This is a genomic window from Streptomyces sp. NBC_01260 (assembly GCF_036226405.1).
Classification (GTDB): domain Bacteria; phylum Actinomycetota; class Actinomycetes; order Streptomycetales; family Streptomycetaceae; genus Streptomyces; species Streptomyces laculatispora.
Window position 1 is genome coordinate 3,365,340 of the sequence record NZ_CP108464.1, and the last position, 14,796, is coordinate 3,380,135.

At 70.7% G+C, this 14,796-nt stretch carries 16 protein-coding genes; 9 read left to right on the forward strand and 7 right to left on the reverse strand.

Annotated elements, in window-relative coordinates; translation table 11 throughout:
- Positions 1 to 15: 15 nt before the first annotated feature.
- Positions 16 to 375 (reverse strand): NADH-quinone oxidoreductase subunit A, encoded by a 360-nt coding sequence (locus OG322_RS14645; RefSeq protein ID WP_123460983.1) that lies wholly within the window; start codon positions 373 to 375, stop codon positions 16 to 18.
- A 791-nt stretch (positions 376 to 1,166) separates the two neighbouring features.
- Between OG322_RS14645 and OG322_RS14650 the strand changes: the two genes are divergently transcribed.
- Positions 1,167 to 2,003, forward strand: coding sequence for a C40 family peptidase (locus OG322_RS14650; RefSeq protein ID WP_266411232.1), 837 nt, complete (start codon positions 1,167 to 1,169; stop codon positions 2,001 to 2,003).
- 220 nt (positions 2,004 to 2,223) lie between these two features.
- Positions 2,224 to 3,441, forward strand: a complete 1,218-nt coding sequence (locus OG322_RS14655) for an MFS transporter (protein ID WP_443066545.1) — start codon at positions 2,224 to 2,226, stop codon at positions 3,439 to 3,441.
- Between the two features lie 22 nt (positions 3,442 to 3,463).
- Here the strand turns inward: OG322_RS14655 and OG322_RS14660 are convergent, their stop codons facing one another.
- Positions 3,464 to 3,916, reverse strand: a complete 453-nt coding sequence (locus tag OG322_RS14660) for an ATP-binding protein (protein WP_124284752.1) — start codon at positions 3,914 to 3,916, stop codon at positions 3,464 to 3,466.
- Between the two features lie 265 nt (positions 3,917 to 4,181).
- Between OG322_RS14660 and OG322_RS14665 the strand changes: the two genes are divergently transcribed.
- The 3 genes from OG322_RS14665 to OG322_RS14675 all read left to right on the forward strand — a co-directional run bounded on the left by OG322_RS14665 (position 4,182) and on the right by OG322_RS14675 (position 5,906).
- Positions 4,182 to 5,036, forward strand: a complete 855-nt coding sequence (locus tag OG322_RS14665) for a helix-turn-helix domain-containing protein (protein WP_124284751.1) — start codon at positions 4,182 to 4,184, stop codon at positions 5,034 to 5,036.
- Positions 5,037 to 5,047: 11 nt separating this feature from the next.
- Positions 5,048 to 5,248: a DUF397 domain-containing protein gene (locus OG322_RS14670; RefSeq protein ID WP_024491737.1), complete on the forward strand. Its 201-nt coding sequence runs from the start codon at positions 5,048 to 5,050 to the stop codon at positions 5,246 to 5,248.
- Positions 5,249 to 5,501: 253 nt separating this feature from the next.
- Complete coding sequence (locus tag OG322_RS14675) at positions 5,502 to 5,906, forward strand: hypothetical protein (protein WP_123460978.1); 405 nt, start codon at positions 5,502 to 5,504, stop codon at positions 5,904 to 5,906.
- Positions 5,907 to 6,133: 227 nt separating this feature from the next.
- On the opposite strand, the gene OG322_RS14680 is transcribed toward OG322_RS14675, so the two are convergent.
- A complete protein-coding gene (locus OG322_RS14680) occupies positions 6,134 to 7,417 on the reverse strand; it encodes a geranylgeranyl reductase family protein (protein ID WP_123460977.1) in 1,284 nt (427 codons plus the stop codon).
- A gap of 97 nt (positions 7,418 to 7,514) precedes the next feature.
- Here OG322_RS14680 and OG322_RS14685 point away from each other — a divergent pair, with 97 nt between their 5' ends.
- Positions 7,515 to 8,039, forward strand: coding sequence for a GNAT family N-acetyltransferase (locus OG322_RS14685; RefSeq protein ID WP_124284749.1), 525 nt, complete (start codon positions 7,515 to 7,517; stop codon positions 8,037 to 8,039).
- 26 nt (positions 8,040 to 8,065) lie between these two features.
- On the opposite strand, the gene OG322_RS14690 is transcribed toward OG322_RS14685, so the two are convergent.
- Positions 8,066 to 8,758: a demethylmenaquinone methyltransferase gene (locus OG322_RS14690; protein WP_123460976.1), complete on the reverse strand. Its 693-nt coding sequence runs from the start codon at positions 8,756 to 8,758 to the stop codon at positions 8,066 to 8,068.
- A 363-nt stretch (positions 8,759 to 9,121) separates the two neighbouring features.
- On the opposite strand from OG322_RS14690, the gene OG322_RS14695 reads away from it, so the two are divergent.
- The 3 genes from OG322_RS14695 (at position 9,122) to OG322_RS14705 (ending at position 11,045) form a co-directional block, all read left to right on the forward strand.
- Entirely contained in the window at positions 9,122 to 9,316 is a 195-nt protein-coding gene (locus OG322_RS14695; protein ID WP_329306514.1) for a hypothetical protein, read from the forward strand.
- A complete protein-coding gene (locus tag OG322_RS14700; protein ID WP_266411236.1) occupies positions 9,306 to 10,226 on the forward strand; it encodes a DUF3152 domain-containing protein in 921 nt (306 codons plus the stop codon). Before OG322_RS14695 ends, OG322_RS14700 begins: the two co-directional genes overlap by 11 nt.
- Positions 10,227 to 10,409: 183 nt before the next feature.
- Positions 10,410 to 11,045 carry a DUF3152 domain-containing protein gene (locus tag OG322_RS14705; protein WP_329306515.1) on the forward strand — a complete coding sequence of 212 codons (636 nt, stop codon included), beginning with the start codon at positions 10,410 to 10,412 and terminating at the stop codon, positions 11,043 to 11,045.
- 23 nt (positions 11,046 to 11,068) lie between these two features.
- On the opposite strand, the gene OG322_RS14710 is transcribed toward OG322_RS14705, so the two are convergent.
- From OG322_RS14710 to OG322_RS14720, 3 genes are all read right to left on the reverse strand, one after another.
- The gene (locus tag OG322_RS14710; RefSeq protein ID WP_123460974.1) at positions 11,069 to 11,722 is read right to left on the reverse strand and encodes an imidazolonepropionase-like domain-containing protein; all 654 of its coding nucleotides are present in this window, start codon (positions 11,720 to 11,722) and stop codon (positions 11,069 to 11,071) included.
- A 7-nt stretch (positions 11,723 to 11,729) separates the two neighbouring features.
- Positions 11,730 to 12,929: a cyclic dehypoxanthinyl futalosine synthase gene (gene mqnC / locus OG322_RS14715; protein ID WP_123460973.1), complete on the reverse strand. Its 1,200-nt coding sequence runs from the start codon at positions 12,927 to 12,929 to the stop codon at positions 11,730 to 11,732.
- Positions 12,930 to 13,001: 72 nt separating this feature from the next.
- Positions 13,002 to 14,705: a serine/threonine-protein kinase gene (locus tag OG322_RS14720; RefSeq protein WP_123460972.1), complete on the reverse strand. Its 1,704-nt coding sequence runs from the start codon at positions 14,703 to 14,705 to the stop codon at positions 13,002 to 13,004.
- Positions 14,706 to 14,796: the final 91 nt, after the last annotated feature.

Consider the following 14,796-nt stretch of genomic DNA (forward strand, 5'->3'; position numbering starts at 1 on the left):
GTGCCCCTCAGCCCCTCAGTCCCATTCCAGGCCGCCGCGACGCCATACATACGCATAGGCGACGAAGACGGTGAGCACGAAGAGCAGCATCTCGACGAGCCCGAAAATCCCCAGGGCGTCGAAGGTGACCGCCCAGGGATAGAGGAAGACGATCTCGATGTCGAAGACGATGAAGAGCATCGCCGTCAGGTAGTACTTGATCGGGAAGCGGCCGCCTCCGGCTGGAGTGGGGGTGGGTTCGATACCGCACTCGTACGCTTCGAGCTTTGCCCGGTTGTACCGCTTGGGGCCGATAAGCGTGGCGCTGACCACGGAGAAGATCGCAAACCCTGCCCCGAGGGCGCCGAGCACGAGGATGGGCGCGTAGGCATTCACGCTCCTCGCTCCTTCCAGTCGTCCTTGACCGTTGGACCGCATCGGGCAATCTGGCTCGCCACCTCACCAAGATCGTGCACATGTGAGGCAGTTCACAAGCCCGACTGCCCCGCATCCTATGCCCGCCATCCTGTGATCTGCGACACGGGGTGCGACAACGTCTTTGTGATCTCCACCACCTGACGAACGATCATGAAGTCGGATGAGCGGTGATCTTCGTACACGAAGCGGCCGAGTGATCACGAGACGTGACATCCGGCCCCGTTACCGCTGGTCAAAGGGGTGTCGCTCTATCAAGCCGTGGCGGCTACAGCCAAATTGGCGATGGACGCGATGCGGTGATATAGGGATCTGCCCCACTCTGGGGCAAGCACGAGGCCATCCCGGGGCACGCGGGCGAGGGCCACGGGGAACGAAGTGGACGCATCCGGACACGCACCCCCTTCCGGGCGAATGGGTCATCGAGCGCCTTCGGTTCCGCACGCGCCCCACGCCTCTCGCGCGAGGTGCCCGTATGCCCGTCACCCCGAGACCATGCCGTGACCTGCGTCACTCGACCGACCCCGTCATATAAGCGGGCTTGGCCAACAGTGTGAACGGATGGTAAGTGACGGGCAATTCGGGCGTATTGCCGAAAACCCGTGATCACAGCCGTGATCACGTCCGCCCGATTTGCCCGTTACGGCGTCAATAAAGGCCACCGGAAAGCGGATTCACAGATTCCGGACGTAACTGTGTCGCAACACACGTTTCTTGATGGGACCCCTGAGGCCCTGATAGCGCTAGTACCCATGTCCCACACCGCTCTCATACCCAGCCACCGGAAGCCCCGCCGAAACGCCTCGAAGACGGCGCTGCGAGCCGGAGTTGCCGGTGGCGTCCTCAGCACCATCGCGGTCGCAGGCGCTGCCGCTCCGGCCCAGGCCGAGCCGGTGACCCAGACCATCGAGATGCCCACCATCACGGCCGGGCTCTCCACCACCGTCGCGGCGTCCGCCGAGGCCACGCAGCAGGTCGCCCTGGACCTGGAGACGCAGGCCCAGGAGAACGCCGCAGCCACGACCGCCGCCAAGGCCGCCAAGAAGGCCAAGGCCGAGGCCGTCCGCAAGGCCGAGGCCAAGAAGAAGGCCGAGGCGGCCGCCAAGGCCAAGGCGGAGGCCGCCGAGCGCGCCTCCCGCACCGCCGAGCGCACGACGCTCAGCACCCCCTCGGGCTCCTCCTCGTCCGGTTCCTCGGTGTCGACCGCCTCGGCACCGGCCTCCTCCTCCGCCACGGGCTCCGCGGCCTCCGTCGTCTCGTTCGTGCAGATGCAGGTCGGCGACGCGTACGTCCCCGGCGGCACCGGCCCCAACTCGTGGGACTGCTCCGGCCTCGTCCAGGCCGCGTTCCGCACGGTGGGCGTCGACCTGCCGCGCGTCTCGCAGAGCCAGTCGACCGCGGGCACCCAGGTCGGGCTCGGCAACCTCCAGCCGGGCGACATCCTTTACTGGGGCAGCGCGGGCAGCGCGTACCACGTCGGGGTCTACGTGGGCGGCGGCCAGTTCGTCGGCGCGCAGAACTCCTCCACCGGTGTGGTGCAGCGCCCCCTGGACTACGACATGCCGACCGGCGCGGTCCGCATCCTCTGAGTTCTCGGATTCACAAGCGCCTCGGCGCACATCGAAGGGCCGTCGCTCCCCCGCTCGGGAGCCGCGGCCCTTCGGCGTTTCCGGTCGGCGCCTGCGGCGGGAACGCGACCTCACCCCCGGCGGGCGACGTTGACGTCGCGAACCTGCCGGACACCGGCCGCGTGCGCTTGTGAACTGGAGCGAACAGCCCCCGCCCCAGCGAACACAGGACGGCCCCGCCATGCCCACGACGGTCACCGCTGGCACCACCGGCACCACTGGCACCTCAACCCGCACACGCTTACGCGGCTGGTGGGCCGTTTTCTCCATGACGCTGGCTCTGTTCGCCATCGTCACCACCGAGATCCTGCCCATCGGTCTGCTGACGCCGATCGGGGCCGAGTTCGGCGTCTCCGACGGCACAGCGGGCCTGATGATGACCATGCCGGGGCTCCTCGCCGCCGTCGCCGCCCCGACCGTGACCGTCGCGACGGCCCGCGTCGACCGCAGGCTGATGCTCTGCGCCCTCGTCCTGCTGCTCGCGGTGGCCAACTTCCTCACCGCTGCCGCGACGGCCTACTGGCTGGTGCTGGTCGCCCGGGTGCTGGTCGGCATCACCATCGGCGGCTTCTGGTCGATCGGCGCCGGACTGGCCGGCCGGCTGGTCCGCCCGGCATCGACGGGACGGGCGACGGCGGTCATCTTCTCGGCCGTACCCCTCGGTTCCGTCCTCGGCGTCCCCGCCGGCACGCTCATCGGTGATCTGGCGGGCTGGCGCACCACGTTCGCGGCGATGGGGCTGCTGAGCACCGGCGCCCTGGCCCTGCTCCTCCTGACGCTCCCCGCCCTGCCCCCGGCCGGCGTCACCCGCCCCTCGGTGCTCCGCGCCCTGCTGCGCGGCACGGGCACCCGGTACGCCCTGCTGATGACGTTCCTCGTCGTACTGGCCCATTTCGCCGCGTACACCTATGTAACCCCCTTCCTGCGGCAGATCACCCGGGCCGATCCGGGACAGATCACCGGATACCTGCTGATCTACGGCGCCGCGGGGGTGGCCGGCAACTTCATCGGCGGCGCACTGGTCACACGCGCCCCACGCCTCGCGTTCGGGACGGCCGCCGGGACGATCGCCGCCGCGACCGCGCTGCTGCCAGTCCTGGGCCGCGGCGATGCGGGCGCCCTCGCGCTGCTCATCGTCTGGGGACTCGGCTACGGCGCGGTCCCGGTCTGCTCCCAGACCTGGTTCGTCCGCGCCGCCCCGCGAACGCCCGAGGCCGCCACGGTCCTGTTCACCGCGTCCTTCCAGGCCACACTGGCCGCCGGCGCGCTGGCCGGCGGCACGGTCGTCGACCACACCTCGCTCAGCGCGGTCATGTGGTGCGGGGCGGTGACGGCGGGTCTGGTGGTGCTCGTCGCGACAGCCTCCCGGAACGCGGGCACGCCTCCGCGGGACCATTGACGGCGCGGGCGCGTCCCCCGGTTCACCAGCGGTCCAGGGCGCGTTCGACCAGGACGAACCAGACGCTCTTGGCGGTCCGTACCCGCCCGCCGCGCGTCGTGGTCCCCCACCGATCGGTCAGGCTCTCCACGATGACGAGCCCGCGTCCGCTCTCCGCGTGCGGCGCGGCGCCCGGCCTCGGCAGCCGGTCCGGTTCGTCGTCGGTCACGTAGACCATGACCTGACGCCGGTTCACCGTGACATCGACCCGGATGCGCGCCGACCGCGTATGGCAGTGCGCGTTGGACACCACCTCGCTCACGCACAACCGGGCGTCGTCGATCAGCCCGGGGTGCTCGGTGGTCCGCAGCAACGTACCCACGAAGTCCCGCGCGACGCGGGGTGCGGTGGGGGTGTTCGGCGCGACGAGCCGGTAGCGCTCGCCGCGCTGCGGGAGGTACGGGGCGGGCGGGGGCGGAACGGTTACGGAGGTCATGGCGCGGTCTCCCTACGTGAATGGGTCTCCGGTACGTCGGCCGGTTCCGGTGAGGCGTGGCATCGGCCGGTCCCGTGCGAGGGCAACTCGCTTCCGGATGGCTGCACTTCGGCTCACCGAACCGTGGTGGTCGACACCACTGGACGTTAGGGTCAATACATGCACCGGTGCAAGGCTGCACCGCAAGGATTCACGCCCAGGAGTGAACCCGTCGCACACGGACCAGGGCCCTGCGAGACTGCACACGCGAACAGAAGAAGGTGACATGCCACCAAGGGACAACCCCACCGCACGCCAGGCCCGCCTGGGCAGCGAGCTGCGCAAGCTCCGCGAGCGCGCGGGCAGAACGGCCCGCGAGGCCGCCGGACGCATCTCCACCGACCAGGCCAGGATCAGCCATATCGAGGCCGGTCGCAGTGGCATCGGCGAGGAGCGGATTCGCCGGCTCGCGAGCTTCTACACCTGCGACGACGAAGCACTGATCGAGGCGCTGTGCGCGATATCCCGCGAGCACCGGGGCCAGTTCTGGTGGGACGAATACCGAGGCACACTGGCACCCGGATTCCTGAACATCGCGGAGCTTGAGCACCACGCGAGCCATATGCGGTGCCTCCAGTCCATGACACTGCCAGGACTGCTCCAGACTCCGGCGTACTCCCGGGCCCTGTTCGACGGGGTGCTCCCGAAGCTGCCCGAGGACGAGGTCGCGGCACGCGTCGAGCACCGCATGCGCAGAAAGTCGGTGCTCGACCGCGACGAACCACCCGAGTTCGAGGCGATCATGCACGAGGCGAGCCTGCGCATGCGGGTCGGCGGTCGCAAGGTTGCCCGCGAGCAACTTGAGCATCTGCTTGAGGCGACGGACCGGCCGGCCGTGACAGTCCGAGTGATTCCGTTCGCGAGCGAACAGTTCGTCGAAGTCACACAGACAGTGCTGTACGCGGGCGGAGTTGTGCCCCAGCTGGACACCGTGCACATCGACGCACCCTTCGGCGGCGTCCAGTTGGATGCCGCCGCCGATCTCCACCGGTACGGGATGCAGCTCGACTTCGCCCAGCGAGCCTGCCTGTCGCCCGAGGAGTCGCGCAGCTTCATTCACCACATCACACGGGACCTGTGATAATCCGCAGCATGAACACAGAGATTGAGTGGCAGAAGTCGTCTTTCTCGGGGGGCGGCGGAGAGCAGTGCGTCGAGGTGGCTCAGCACGCCGAGCAGATCCTGATGCGCGAAAGCGACGATCCCGGCGCGGTGACCACCACCAGCCGCGCAAAGTTCGCCGCGTTCATCAAGGGCGTCAAGGCCGGCGAGTTCGACCACTTCGCCCAGTAAAGCCTTCAGCCCCGAGGTCTGCCGAGCCCCCTGCCCGACGGCGGGGGGCTCTTGTGCGTCTCGAATACATAGATGCACCGGAGCATGGTTGCACCGAAAACATCGGTGCCGCTACCGTCACCGTACGTCGCCACCCCGGCCGGGCACACCGCCCGACCGCACTCGGTGACGCCGCAACTTCCCCTGCGTACAGGCCAATCGAGGGTCACGCGCCTATTCCGCGCGCCCGCACGCCGCGATCGGACGGTCGACCATGCGTACGTCACCCCGCACCACCTCCGTAGAGGCCCGCGTCGAACGCGGCTTCCGGTTCGAAGTGCTCCGGTACTCCCCCGCGACCGGCTTCCTCCCGGAACCGGTCGACCTGCGCATCCTGCCCGGCCCCCGCGAGGCGATCCGCGCCATCCGCGTCCAGCTCCGCGCGAGCCACGTACTGGGGCTGACCCCACGCGAAACGGCGCGGGCGCTCTACTGGGCGGACCAGGGCGGCTGGGTACAGGCGCTCGGCGCACTCCATCGTGGCGAGCCCTGCGGATTCACCCTCCTGCTCCGCAGGGGGCGCCACATCGAGTGGCGCGTACGCCCCGTGCTCCACCTGACGCTCACGCCCCCGGCACCGGCGCACGGGGGGTTCAGTGAGGCCTTCTCGGCAACGTGACAGTTGCGGAGTGTGACGGGGTGCGGGTGCCCGCTCGCGGCCCAGTTCTGCGGTGCCAGGGTGCCCAGGACGTCGGACTCGTTGCCGAACCAGCCTGATGACGAGGCTGCGGGCCGTGCCTTCTCGGCGCGGCCCGCAGCCTCGTCCGCGCCTCGCGAACGGGCAGCTCGGCTACAACGCCCGCGCGGCGTTCCCGAACATCCTCCGAGGTCGAAAGTCTCGCCCGCTCAGGACTTCGGCGCCACCTTCGAGAGCCCGTTGATGATGCGGTCCATCGCGTCGCCGCCCGTCGGGTCGGTGAGGTTGGCGAGCATCTTCAGGGTGAACTTCATCAGCAGCGGGTGCGTCAGGCCGCGCTGGGTGGCGACCTTCATGACCTTCGGGTTGCCGATCAGCTTCACGAAGGCGCGGCCCATCGTGTAGTAGCCGCCGTAGGTCTCCTTGAGCACCTTCGGGTAGTTGTTCAGGGCCAGTTCGCGCTGGGCCGGGGTCGAACGCGCGTGGGCCTGGACGATGACGTCCGCGGCGATCTGGCCCGACTCCATGGCGTACGCGATGCCTTCGCCGTTGAACGGGTTGACCATGCCACCCGCGTCACCGACCAGCAGCAGACCCTTGGTGTAGTGCGGCTGACGGTTGAAGGCCATCGGGAGGGCGGCGCCGCGGATCGGCATCGTCATGTTCTCGGGGGTGTAGCCCCAGTCCTCGGGCATGGACGCGCACCACGCCTTGAGGACCTCGCGCCAGTCCAGCTCCTTGAAGGCGGAGGAGGAGTTGAGGATGCCGAGGCCGACGTTGGAGGTGCCGTCGCCCATGCCGAAGATCCAGCCGTAGCCGGGCAGCAGCCGGTCCTCGGCGCCCCGGCGGTCCCAGAGTTCCAGCCAGGACTCCAGGTAGTCGTCGTCGTGACGGGGCGAGGTGAAATACGTACGGACCGCGACGCCCATCGGGCGGTCCTCGCGGCGGTGCAGGCCCATCGCCAGAGAGAGCCGGGTGGAGTTGCCGTCGGCGGCGACGACGAGGGGGGCGTGGAAGGTGACCGGGGTCTTCTCCTCGCCGAGCTTCGCGTGCACGCCGGTGATCCGGCCGGTGCGGGGGTCGGTGATCGGGGCGCCGACGTTGCAGCGCTCGTACAGCCGCGCGCCGCCCTTCTGCGCCTGGCGGGCCAGCTGCTCGTCGAAGTCGTCGCGCTTGCGGACCAGCCCGTAGTCCGGGTAGGAGGCGAGATCCGGCCAGTCCAGCTGGAGCCGGACGCCGCCGCCGATGATGCGCAGGCCCTTGTTCCGGAGCCAGCCGGCCTCTTCGGAGATGTCGATGCCCATGGAGACGAGCTGCTTGGTGGCGCGCGGTGTGAGGCCGTCGCCGCAGACCTTCTCGCGAGGGAAGGCGGTCTTCTCCAGGAGGAGGACGTCGAGGCCCGCCTTGGCGAGGTAGTACGCGGTCGTGGAGCCGGCTGGGCCTGCCCCGACGACGATCACGTCCGCGCTGTGTTCGGACAGGGGCTCGGTCACGGTCGGATCTCCCGAAGACTCGAAATCGCGTGCCGCGCGGCACATGTCCCGTGCAGTCTATGGGGGCCTGCTGATCAACCTCCCGAAGGGCTCCCCCATGTCGATCGCGCCCCGCGCACTCCCTGCCGTACAGCTGCGTGTCCCGACCGACGAGGACGCGATGGCCTGGCACCGCGCCTTCGCCGACCCGGCGGTGATGGAGTTCCTCGGCGGCCGCCCGTCCGAACTGTCCCTGTACGAGGAGTGGACCGCCCGGCAGCGCAGACTCGACGCCGAACGAGGCTTCTGCCTGTGGACCGTGCTCGACGCGAACGGCGCGGTCGTCGGCTTCACCGGGGCGCAGCCGTGGCCGCAGACCGCGTACGGCCCGGTGGGCGAGATCGAGATCGGCTGGCGGCTGGCCCGTCCGGCCTGGGGCCGCGGCTACGTGACCGCGGCCGCGCACCTCGCACTGGAGCGGCTGCGCGCGGCCGGGGTGGAGCGGATCGTGGCGACGGTCGACGAGCTCAACGAGCGGTCGGTCGCGGTGGCCCGGCGTCTCGGCATGGAGCGGGCCGAGAGCTTCACGGCCCCCCGGTCGGGGCAGGAGGTGCGCTGCTTCCGGCTGGAGCTGGGACGGTGAGCCGCTCCCCGTGAGGCCGGGGCCCGTCAGGCCCGGACGCCCCGGTGCAGCGCCACCACGCCGCCGGTGAGGTTGCGCCAGGCGACCTTCGACCAGCCGGCCTCCTGGAGCAGGGCGGCGAGCCCGGCCTGGTCGGGCCAGGCGCGGATCGACTCGGCGAGGTAGACGTACGCGTCGGGGTTGGACGACACCGCGCGCGCGACCGGCGGCAGCGCCCGCATCAGGTACTCGGTGTAGACGGTCCGGAACGGCGTCCAGACCGGCTGGGAGAACTCGCAGATGACGACCCGGCCGCCCGGCTTCGTCACCCGGTACAGCTCGCGCAGCGCCGCGTCCGTGTCCTGGACGTTGCGCAGCCCGAAGGAGATGGTCACCGCGTCGAACGTCTCGTCGCGGAACGGCAGCCGTGTCGCGTCGCCCGCGGTGAACGGCAGCCAGGAGTTGCGCCTCTTGCCCTCCTGGAGCATGCCGATGGAGAAGTCGCACGGCACGACGTACGCACCGGTCGCGGCGAACGGCAGCGAGGACGTCGCGGTCCCGGCGGCCAGGTCGAGGACCTTCTCCGCGGGCCGGGCGTGCACCGCCTTCGCGACCTCCTTGCGCCACAGCCGGGCCTGGCCGAGCGAGAGCACGTCGTTGGTGAGGTCGTAGTTCGCCGCCACGTCGTCGAACATCGAGGCGACTTCGTGCGGCTGCTTGTCCAGGGAGGCTCGGGTCACGTCTCCCATTCAAGCAGTCCGCCCGGGGAGCGGCGGGGCGGGCCCGCCGTCCGGAGACCGGGCGACCGGTACGGCCGGGGCCGGGATGCGGACACGGATTTGAATTCGGCTTCAACCTTTCCGGCCCGTGAGCTCTCAGTAACAGGAGGAGAGACCACCCACGGACCGTGAAGGGGGCCGGATGACCACGGGGCCCAGCCGGGGCGCCGACAAGCTTCGAGGAGTTCGCGCGGGCGAGTCAGCGCCGGCGGCAACGTCTTCCCCGTCGTCTTCTCGGCACGCCCCGAGAGCGATCGGAGTGTCGCTCCACAGGAAGCGCCCTGCCGCAACTACGCGGACAAGAAGCTGCGTTGCAAAGGGGCGATGCTTCCCGGCGGGATCGAGGCCCATACGGTGACCGTGGTCTCGGTCAGCGGTGACGAGGACACGAGAGGGCCCTCACCCGTCACCGCCGATCAACTGCTCGCCGTCGCAGGGAAACCCAGGTTCCTGAACCTCGTGAAGTACGCGGCGGCATACCCCATGGAAACGAAGGAGTACGCGGATCGTGTCGGCTGAGGTACGGAGAAGGCAGACACGGCGACGGGGCGGGGGGACCCGGCGGCGCTCGCGGCAGGAGCGTCACCGCCGCAGCCGGATAAGGCTGCTGGTCGCGGTCCTCGTGCCGACGGCGGTGATCTGCGTCGCGGTCGCGGCCGCGCCGCTGTGGACCGGCGGGGACGATCTGTCGACTGCGGCGGCCGCGTCCGGATCGGCCGGTTCCGTCAAGGACCCGCCTGCCTCGGCCTCCGCGTCCGGTCCCGGTTCAAAGGCAGGGGCGAGCACCGAGCCGAAGGCGAGAGCCAAGCCCAGCACGAAGACCAAGCCGGGTTCCGGCTCCGGCTCCGGGGCCGGTGGCCATCCGGTCATTCCCCCGTCCGGCCCCGGCACCTTCACGGTCGCCCGCGCGGGCGCGTCGGACACCGGCAGGGGCAACGCCTACCGGGTCGAGGTGGAGGACGGCTCCGGCGTCGATCCGGACGCGGCCGCCACCCAGATCGCCGGTTTCCTGGCCGCGCCGCGCGGCTGGGCGCACGGCGGGGAGCACTCGTTCCACCAGGTCTCGGAGGGTCCGGCGGGGCTGGTGGTCCGTATCGCCACGGCGGCGACCACCGACCGGATCTGCGGGAGGAGCGGTCTCGACACGCACGGCGAGGTCAACTGCCGCGTCGGCGTCGACGTCATGGTCAACCTCAAACGCTGGCAGACCGGTTCACCCGAATTCGACGGACCCCTCGCCGACTACCGGGCCCTCATCATCAACCACGAAGTCGGCCACTGGCTCGGCCACGGCCACGAGACCTGCCCCGGCAAGGGCCGCCCCGCCCCCGCCATGATGCAACAGATCTACGGCCTCAAAGGATGCGTCGCCAACGCCTGGCCCTACAACGCCAAAGGCCAGTACCTGAGCGGCCCGTCAGTCCCCTGAGCCTCCTGCGGGCACCCGTCCCGCGCCCGCATCGCAGCCGAGTGGACTGAACCAATCCACGCCGGCAGCAGTCATTACAGAGGGGAGTACGGAACACTGGAGTACTGGGGAGGGGAGCGGATGTCCGGATCGGGCGTGCGTCGGCAGGGGCAGCGGGAACGCGGCCGGAACCGGCTTTTCATCATGGCCGTCGTTCCGGTCGTGCTGGTGGCGGCCACCGCGGTGGGGCTCCGGTGGAAGAGCGAGCGCTCGGGACCCGGCCCTTCGTCCTCCTCCAGCTCCTTCGCCGTCGCCCGCGCGGGCGCAACGGACACCGGCAGGGGCAACGCCTACCGGGTCGAGGTGGAGGACGGCTCCGGCCTGGACCCGGACAAGGCGGCCGCCGAGGTCACCCGCATCCTGGCCGCTCCCCGGGGCTGGTCGCACCACGGCGAGAACACCTTCCGCCAGGTCGCCGAGGGCCCGGCGGGCCTGGTCATACGCATCGCCTCCCCCCGGACCACCGACCGGATCTGCGGGAGGAGCGGTCTCGACACGCACGGCGAGGTCAACTGCCGCGTCGGCGTCGACGTCATGGTCAACCTCAAACGCTGGCAGACCGGTTCACCCGAATTCGACGGACCCCTCGCCGACTACCGGGCCCTCATCATCAACCACGAAGTCGGCCACTGGCTCGGCCACGGCCACGAGACCTGCCCCGGCAAGGGCCGCCCCGCCCCCGCCATGATGCAACAGATCTACGGCCTCAAAGGATGCGTCGCCAACGCCTGGCCCTACAACGCCAAAGGCCAGTACCTGAGCGGCCCGTCAGTCCCGTGACACCGGACCGGGCGCCGCTGCGCTCAGCGCCGGCGGTACACCAGCCGCCCGGCAAGGACGGTGACCACGCAGGACGCCGCCCCCGCCGCGACGAGCGCGGCCTCGTCCGGCACGTCGAAAACCGCGAAGTCGGCGCGGGCACCGGTGACGAGCGGGGTGTGCACGGAGCCCGGCAGGTCACGGCCCACCGCGAACGGGTCCAGGTCCGGACCGCCGTCCGGGATGCCGGGGGCCGCGGCGGCGGGCACCTCGACCAGGCCCGAGCGGGACACGGCGGTACGGACGACCGGGTCGCGGAACGGGCCGGTGAGGTGTGTCGTGCCGTACCGCAGCATCTGCTGGAGACCCCGTCGTACGCTGCCCGCCCACCGAGTCGCGTCCAGCTCCCCCGCCAGCCGTGCGAACGCCTCGCCGGACAGCGGATCGGTCCCGAGTTCGTCCGCCTCGCGCGGGTCGGGGTGGTAGCAGCGGGTGAGCAGCCATTCGGCGTGCCGCTGCCGAAGGCCCGGGGCGATGACGCCCGGCCACTGCCGCACCCGCGCCGCCGGATGGGCGGCGGCGACCTCGTCGTACGGGCCGAGGGCGGTGATCCGGTCCCCCTCCACGGCCACCGCGCCCCGCCCGACGGCAGCCGCGCCGACCGGGAGAACCAGCGGCGCGGCGTGAACGGTCAGCATGACGGCGTCAGTTGGCGCTCAGGAGCTTGAGCTCCGGGTGGGCGGTGCCGCCCTCGATCGCGGTGGACGAGATGTGCGAGACGACGCGCTCGTCGACCGGGTCGTTCGCCGGGTCGTCGTGGACGACGAGGTGCTCGTACGTGGTGGCGCGCTGGGCCGGGACCCGGTCCGCCTTGCGGATCAGGTCGATGATCTCCAGCCGGTTGGAGCGGTGCTTGGCCCCGGCGGAGGAGACGACGTTCTCCTCCAGCATGATCGAGCCGAGGTCGTCCGCGCCGTAGTGCAGCGACAGCTGGCCGACCTCCTTGCCGGTGGTGAGCCAGGAGCCCTGGATGTGGGCGACGTTGTCCAGGAAGAGCCGGGCGATGGCGATGATCCGCAGGTACTCGAAGAGCGTGGCCTGCGTCTGGCCCTTCAGCTTGTTGTTCTCCGGCTGGTACGTGTACGGGATGAAGGCGCGGAAGCCGCCGGTGCGGTCCTGCACATCGCGGATCATGCTCAGGTGCTCGATGCGCTCGGCGTTGGTCTCGCCGGTGCCCATCAGCATGGTGGAGGTGGACTCGACACCGAGGCGGTGGGCGATCTCCATGATCTCCAGCCAGCGCTCGCCGGACTCCTTGAGCGGGGCGATCGCGGTACGCGGCCGGGCCGGCAGCAGCTCGGCGCCGGCGCCCGCGAAGGAGTCGAGGCCGGCGGCGTGGATGCGCTGGATGGCCTCCTCCGCGGAGACCTTCGAGATACGGGCCATGTGCTCGATCTCGGAGGCGCCGAGGGAGTGGATGACCAGCTGCGGGAACGCCTTCTTGATCGCGGAGAAGTGCTCCTCGTAGTACTCCACGCCGTAGTCCGGGTGGTGCCCGCCCTGGAACATGATCTGCGTGCCGCCCAGTTCGACGGTCTCCGCGCAGCGGCGCAGGATGTCGTCGAGGTCGCGGGACCAGCCCTTGGCGGTGTCCTTGGGCGCTGCGTAGAAGGCGCAGAACTTGCACGCCGTGACGCACACGTTCGTGTAGTTGATGTTGCGCTCGATGATGTACGTCGCGATGTGCTCCGTACCGGCGTAGCGGCGTCGGCGCACGGCGTCGGCGGCCGCGCCCAGCGCGTGCAGGGGCGCGGAGCGGTAGAGGTCGAGCGCCTCCGCCGGGGTGATCCGGCCGCCTTCGGCGGCTCGGTCGAGGATGGGCTGGAGGTCGGCCTTCTCGGTCACCGGGCTGTCACCTTTCGGCGGTTTTTCAACGGATCTACGGACCGGTTCAGCGTACGCCAGCCCCGGTCGGGGTCAGTGGCCGGACCGGGTCAGCGTGCCGTACGGAAGTCCGGCGCCCCGCTCGTCGGACCGGAAGCGCAGGGTGCCGTCGGCGGCGCGGGTGAAGTGGACGTCCGTGGTGGTGACCGTGCACAGGCCCGGGGTGCTGGGGCGGTCCGGATCGTCGCGTTCCCGCAGGGTCAACTCCTTCTCGGTGCCGGAGGTGAGGGATCCGACGCTGTTGCAGCTGACCTCGATGTCCAGGGCGGTGACCGTCGTGTTCATCGTGACCACGTCGGCGCCCTTCTTCCCCTCCTTGAACACCGCGGTGAGCGTGCCGTGCGGCTGGCCGGTCGTCTTCTCGGTGATCGGCCCCTTCCAGGTGCCGACGAAGCTCTTCGGCACCTTGGTGACCTGGCCGCCCGGGGTTGCGGTGGCGGCGTCCCCGGGTGCGGACGGCCCGGCCGACGCGGTGGCCCCCGGGGTCGGCGCGGTGTCCCCGTGCCCGGCGGTGTTGCCGCCGTCGCCGCCCGGCATCAGGTCGAAGACATAGGCGCTGCCCACCGTCACCGCGGCGAGCGCTCCGGCCACCGCGAGGGCGACGGTGCAGCTCAGCCTGCGCCCCCGGTGCTCGCCGGGCCCGGCGCCGGCGCTCATGGAGACGGCGAACCGGGGGTCGGGGGTGCGCTGCCCCGGCACCCCGTCCGTCTCGGTGGGCGGGTGCCGCGGCGGGGCCGGGAGCGGTTCGAGCGGCGGGCCGAACACACCGGCGGCTCCAGCCCCGTTGAACCCGAACGACGCCTGGGTGAACGGCACCGGCCCCGACTGCACGGGGGCCTCCTGCGGTTCCAGGTCCAGCAGCGCGACCGCCGACCGGCTGACCTCGCGCACCAGCGGGCCGGGCAGCCAGCCCGCCGCCACCCGGGCCGCCGCACCGCCGGGCGCCAACTGCCGGGCGAGCTCCGCCGGGGTGGGCCGGTGCGCGGGGTTCTTCGCCAGGCAGGAGGCGACGACCTCGCGCAGCCCGCCCTCCAGATCACCCAGTTCGGGCTCCTCGTGCACCACCTTGTAGAGCAGTACGGCGGACGAGTCGCCGAGGAAGGGGGCGGCGCCGGTGGCCGCGTACGCGAGCACCGCGCCCAGCGAGAAGACGTCGACCGCGCCCGAGATCTCCTGGCCCCGGATCTGCTCCGGCGCCATGTAGCCGGGTGAGCCGACCGAGACCCCGGTGGAGGTGAGGGAGGCGGTGGCGTCGATGGCCCTGGCGATGCCGAAGTCGATCAGGCGGGGGCCGTCGAGGGCCAGCAGGACGTTGGAGGGCTTGACGTCCCGGTGGATCAGGCCCTGCTCATGGACCGCGGTGAGCGCCTCGGCGAGCCCGGCGCCCAGGGTGCGTACCGCCTGTTCGGGCAGCGGACCGTGTTCGGTGATCGCGGCCGAGAGCGGGGGGCCGGCCACGTAGCCGGTGGCCACCCACGGGACGGGGGCGTCCGGATCGGCGTCCAGGACGGGCGCGGTCCACTGGGCGCCGATGCGCCGTGCCGCGTCCACCTCGCGCCTGAACCGGGCGCGGAACTGCTCGTCGAGCGCGAAGTGCGGATGGACCACCTTGACCGCCACGGTGCGGCCGCCGGCGCTGCGTCCCAGATAGACGCGCCCCATGCCACCGGCACCGAGTCTGCCGAGCAGTCGGTAGGCACCGATGCTCAGCGGTTCGCCGGCTTCCAGCGGCTGCATATGCGGACTCCCCCTGTGGACCGGCCGGACCTCCGACCGAAGCCTAGAGGCGAAGGTCATCAGGTCACAGGCAAACCATCCGCCGATTTCG

Coding starts and splice junctions, on each gene's coding strand:
- OG322_RS14665 (WP_124284751.1), top strand. CDS start 4,182: ATGCCACCAAGGGACAACCCCACCGCACGCCAGGCCCGCCTGGGCAGC.
- OG322_RS14655 (WP_443066545.1), top strand. CDS start 2,224: ATGCCCACGACGGTCACCGCTGGCACCACCGGCACCACTGGCACCTCA.
- OG322_RS14685 (WP_124284749.1), top strand. CDS start 7,515: ATGTCGATCGCGCCCCGCGCACTCCCTGCCGTACAGCTGCGTGTCCCG.
- OG322_RS14675 (WP_123460978.1), top strand. CDS start 5,502: ATGCGTACGTCACCCCGCACCACCTCCGTAGAGGCCCGCGTCGAACGC.
- OG322_RS14695 (WP_329306514.1), top strand. CDS start 9,122: ATGCTTCCCGGCGGGATCGAGGCCCATACGGTGACCGTGGTCTCGGTC.
- OG322_RS14660 (WP_124284752.1), bottom strand. CDS start 3,916: ATGACCTCCGTAACCGTTCCGCCCCCGCCCGCCCCGTACCTCCCGCAG.
- OG322_RS14710 (WP_123460974.1), bottom strand. CDS start 11,722: ATGCTGACCGTTCACGCCGCGCCGCTGGTTCTCCCGGTCGGCGCGGCT.
- OG322_RS14705 (WP_329306515.1), top strand. CDS start 10,410: ATGGCCGTCGTTCCGGTCGTGCTGGTGGCGGCCACCGCGGTGGGGCTC.
- OG322_RS14720 (WP_123460972.1), bottom strand. CDS start 14,705: ATGCAGCCGCTGGAAGCCGGCGAACCGCTGAGCATCGGTGCCTACCGA.
- OG322_RS14670 (WP_024491737.1), top strand. CDS start 5,048: ATGAACACAGAGATTGAGTGGCAGAAGTCGTCTTTCTCGGGGGGCGGC.
- OG322_RS14650 (WP_266411232.1), top strand. CDS start 1,167: ATGTCCCACACCGCTCTCATACCCAGCCACCGGAAGCCCCGCCGAAAC.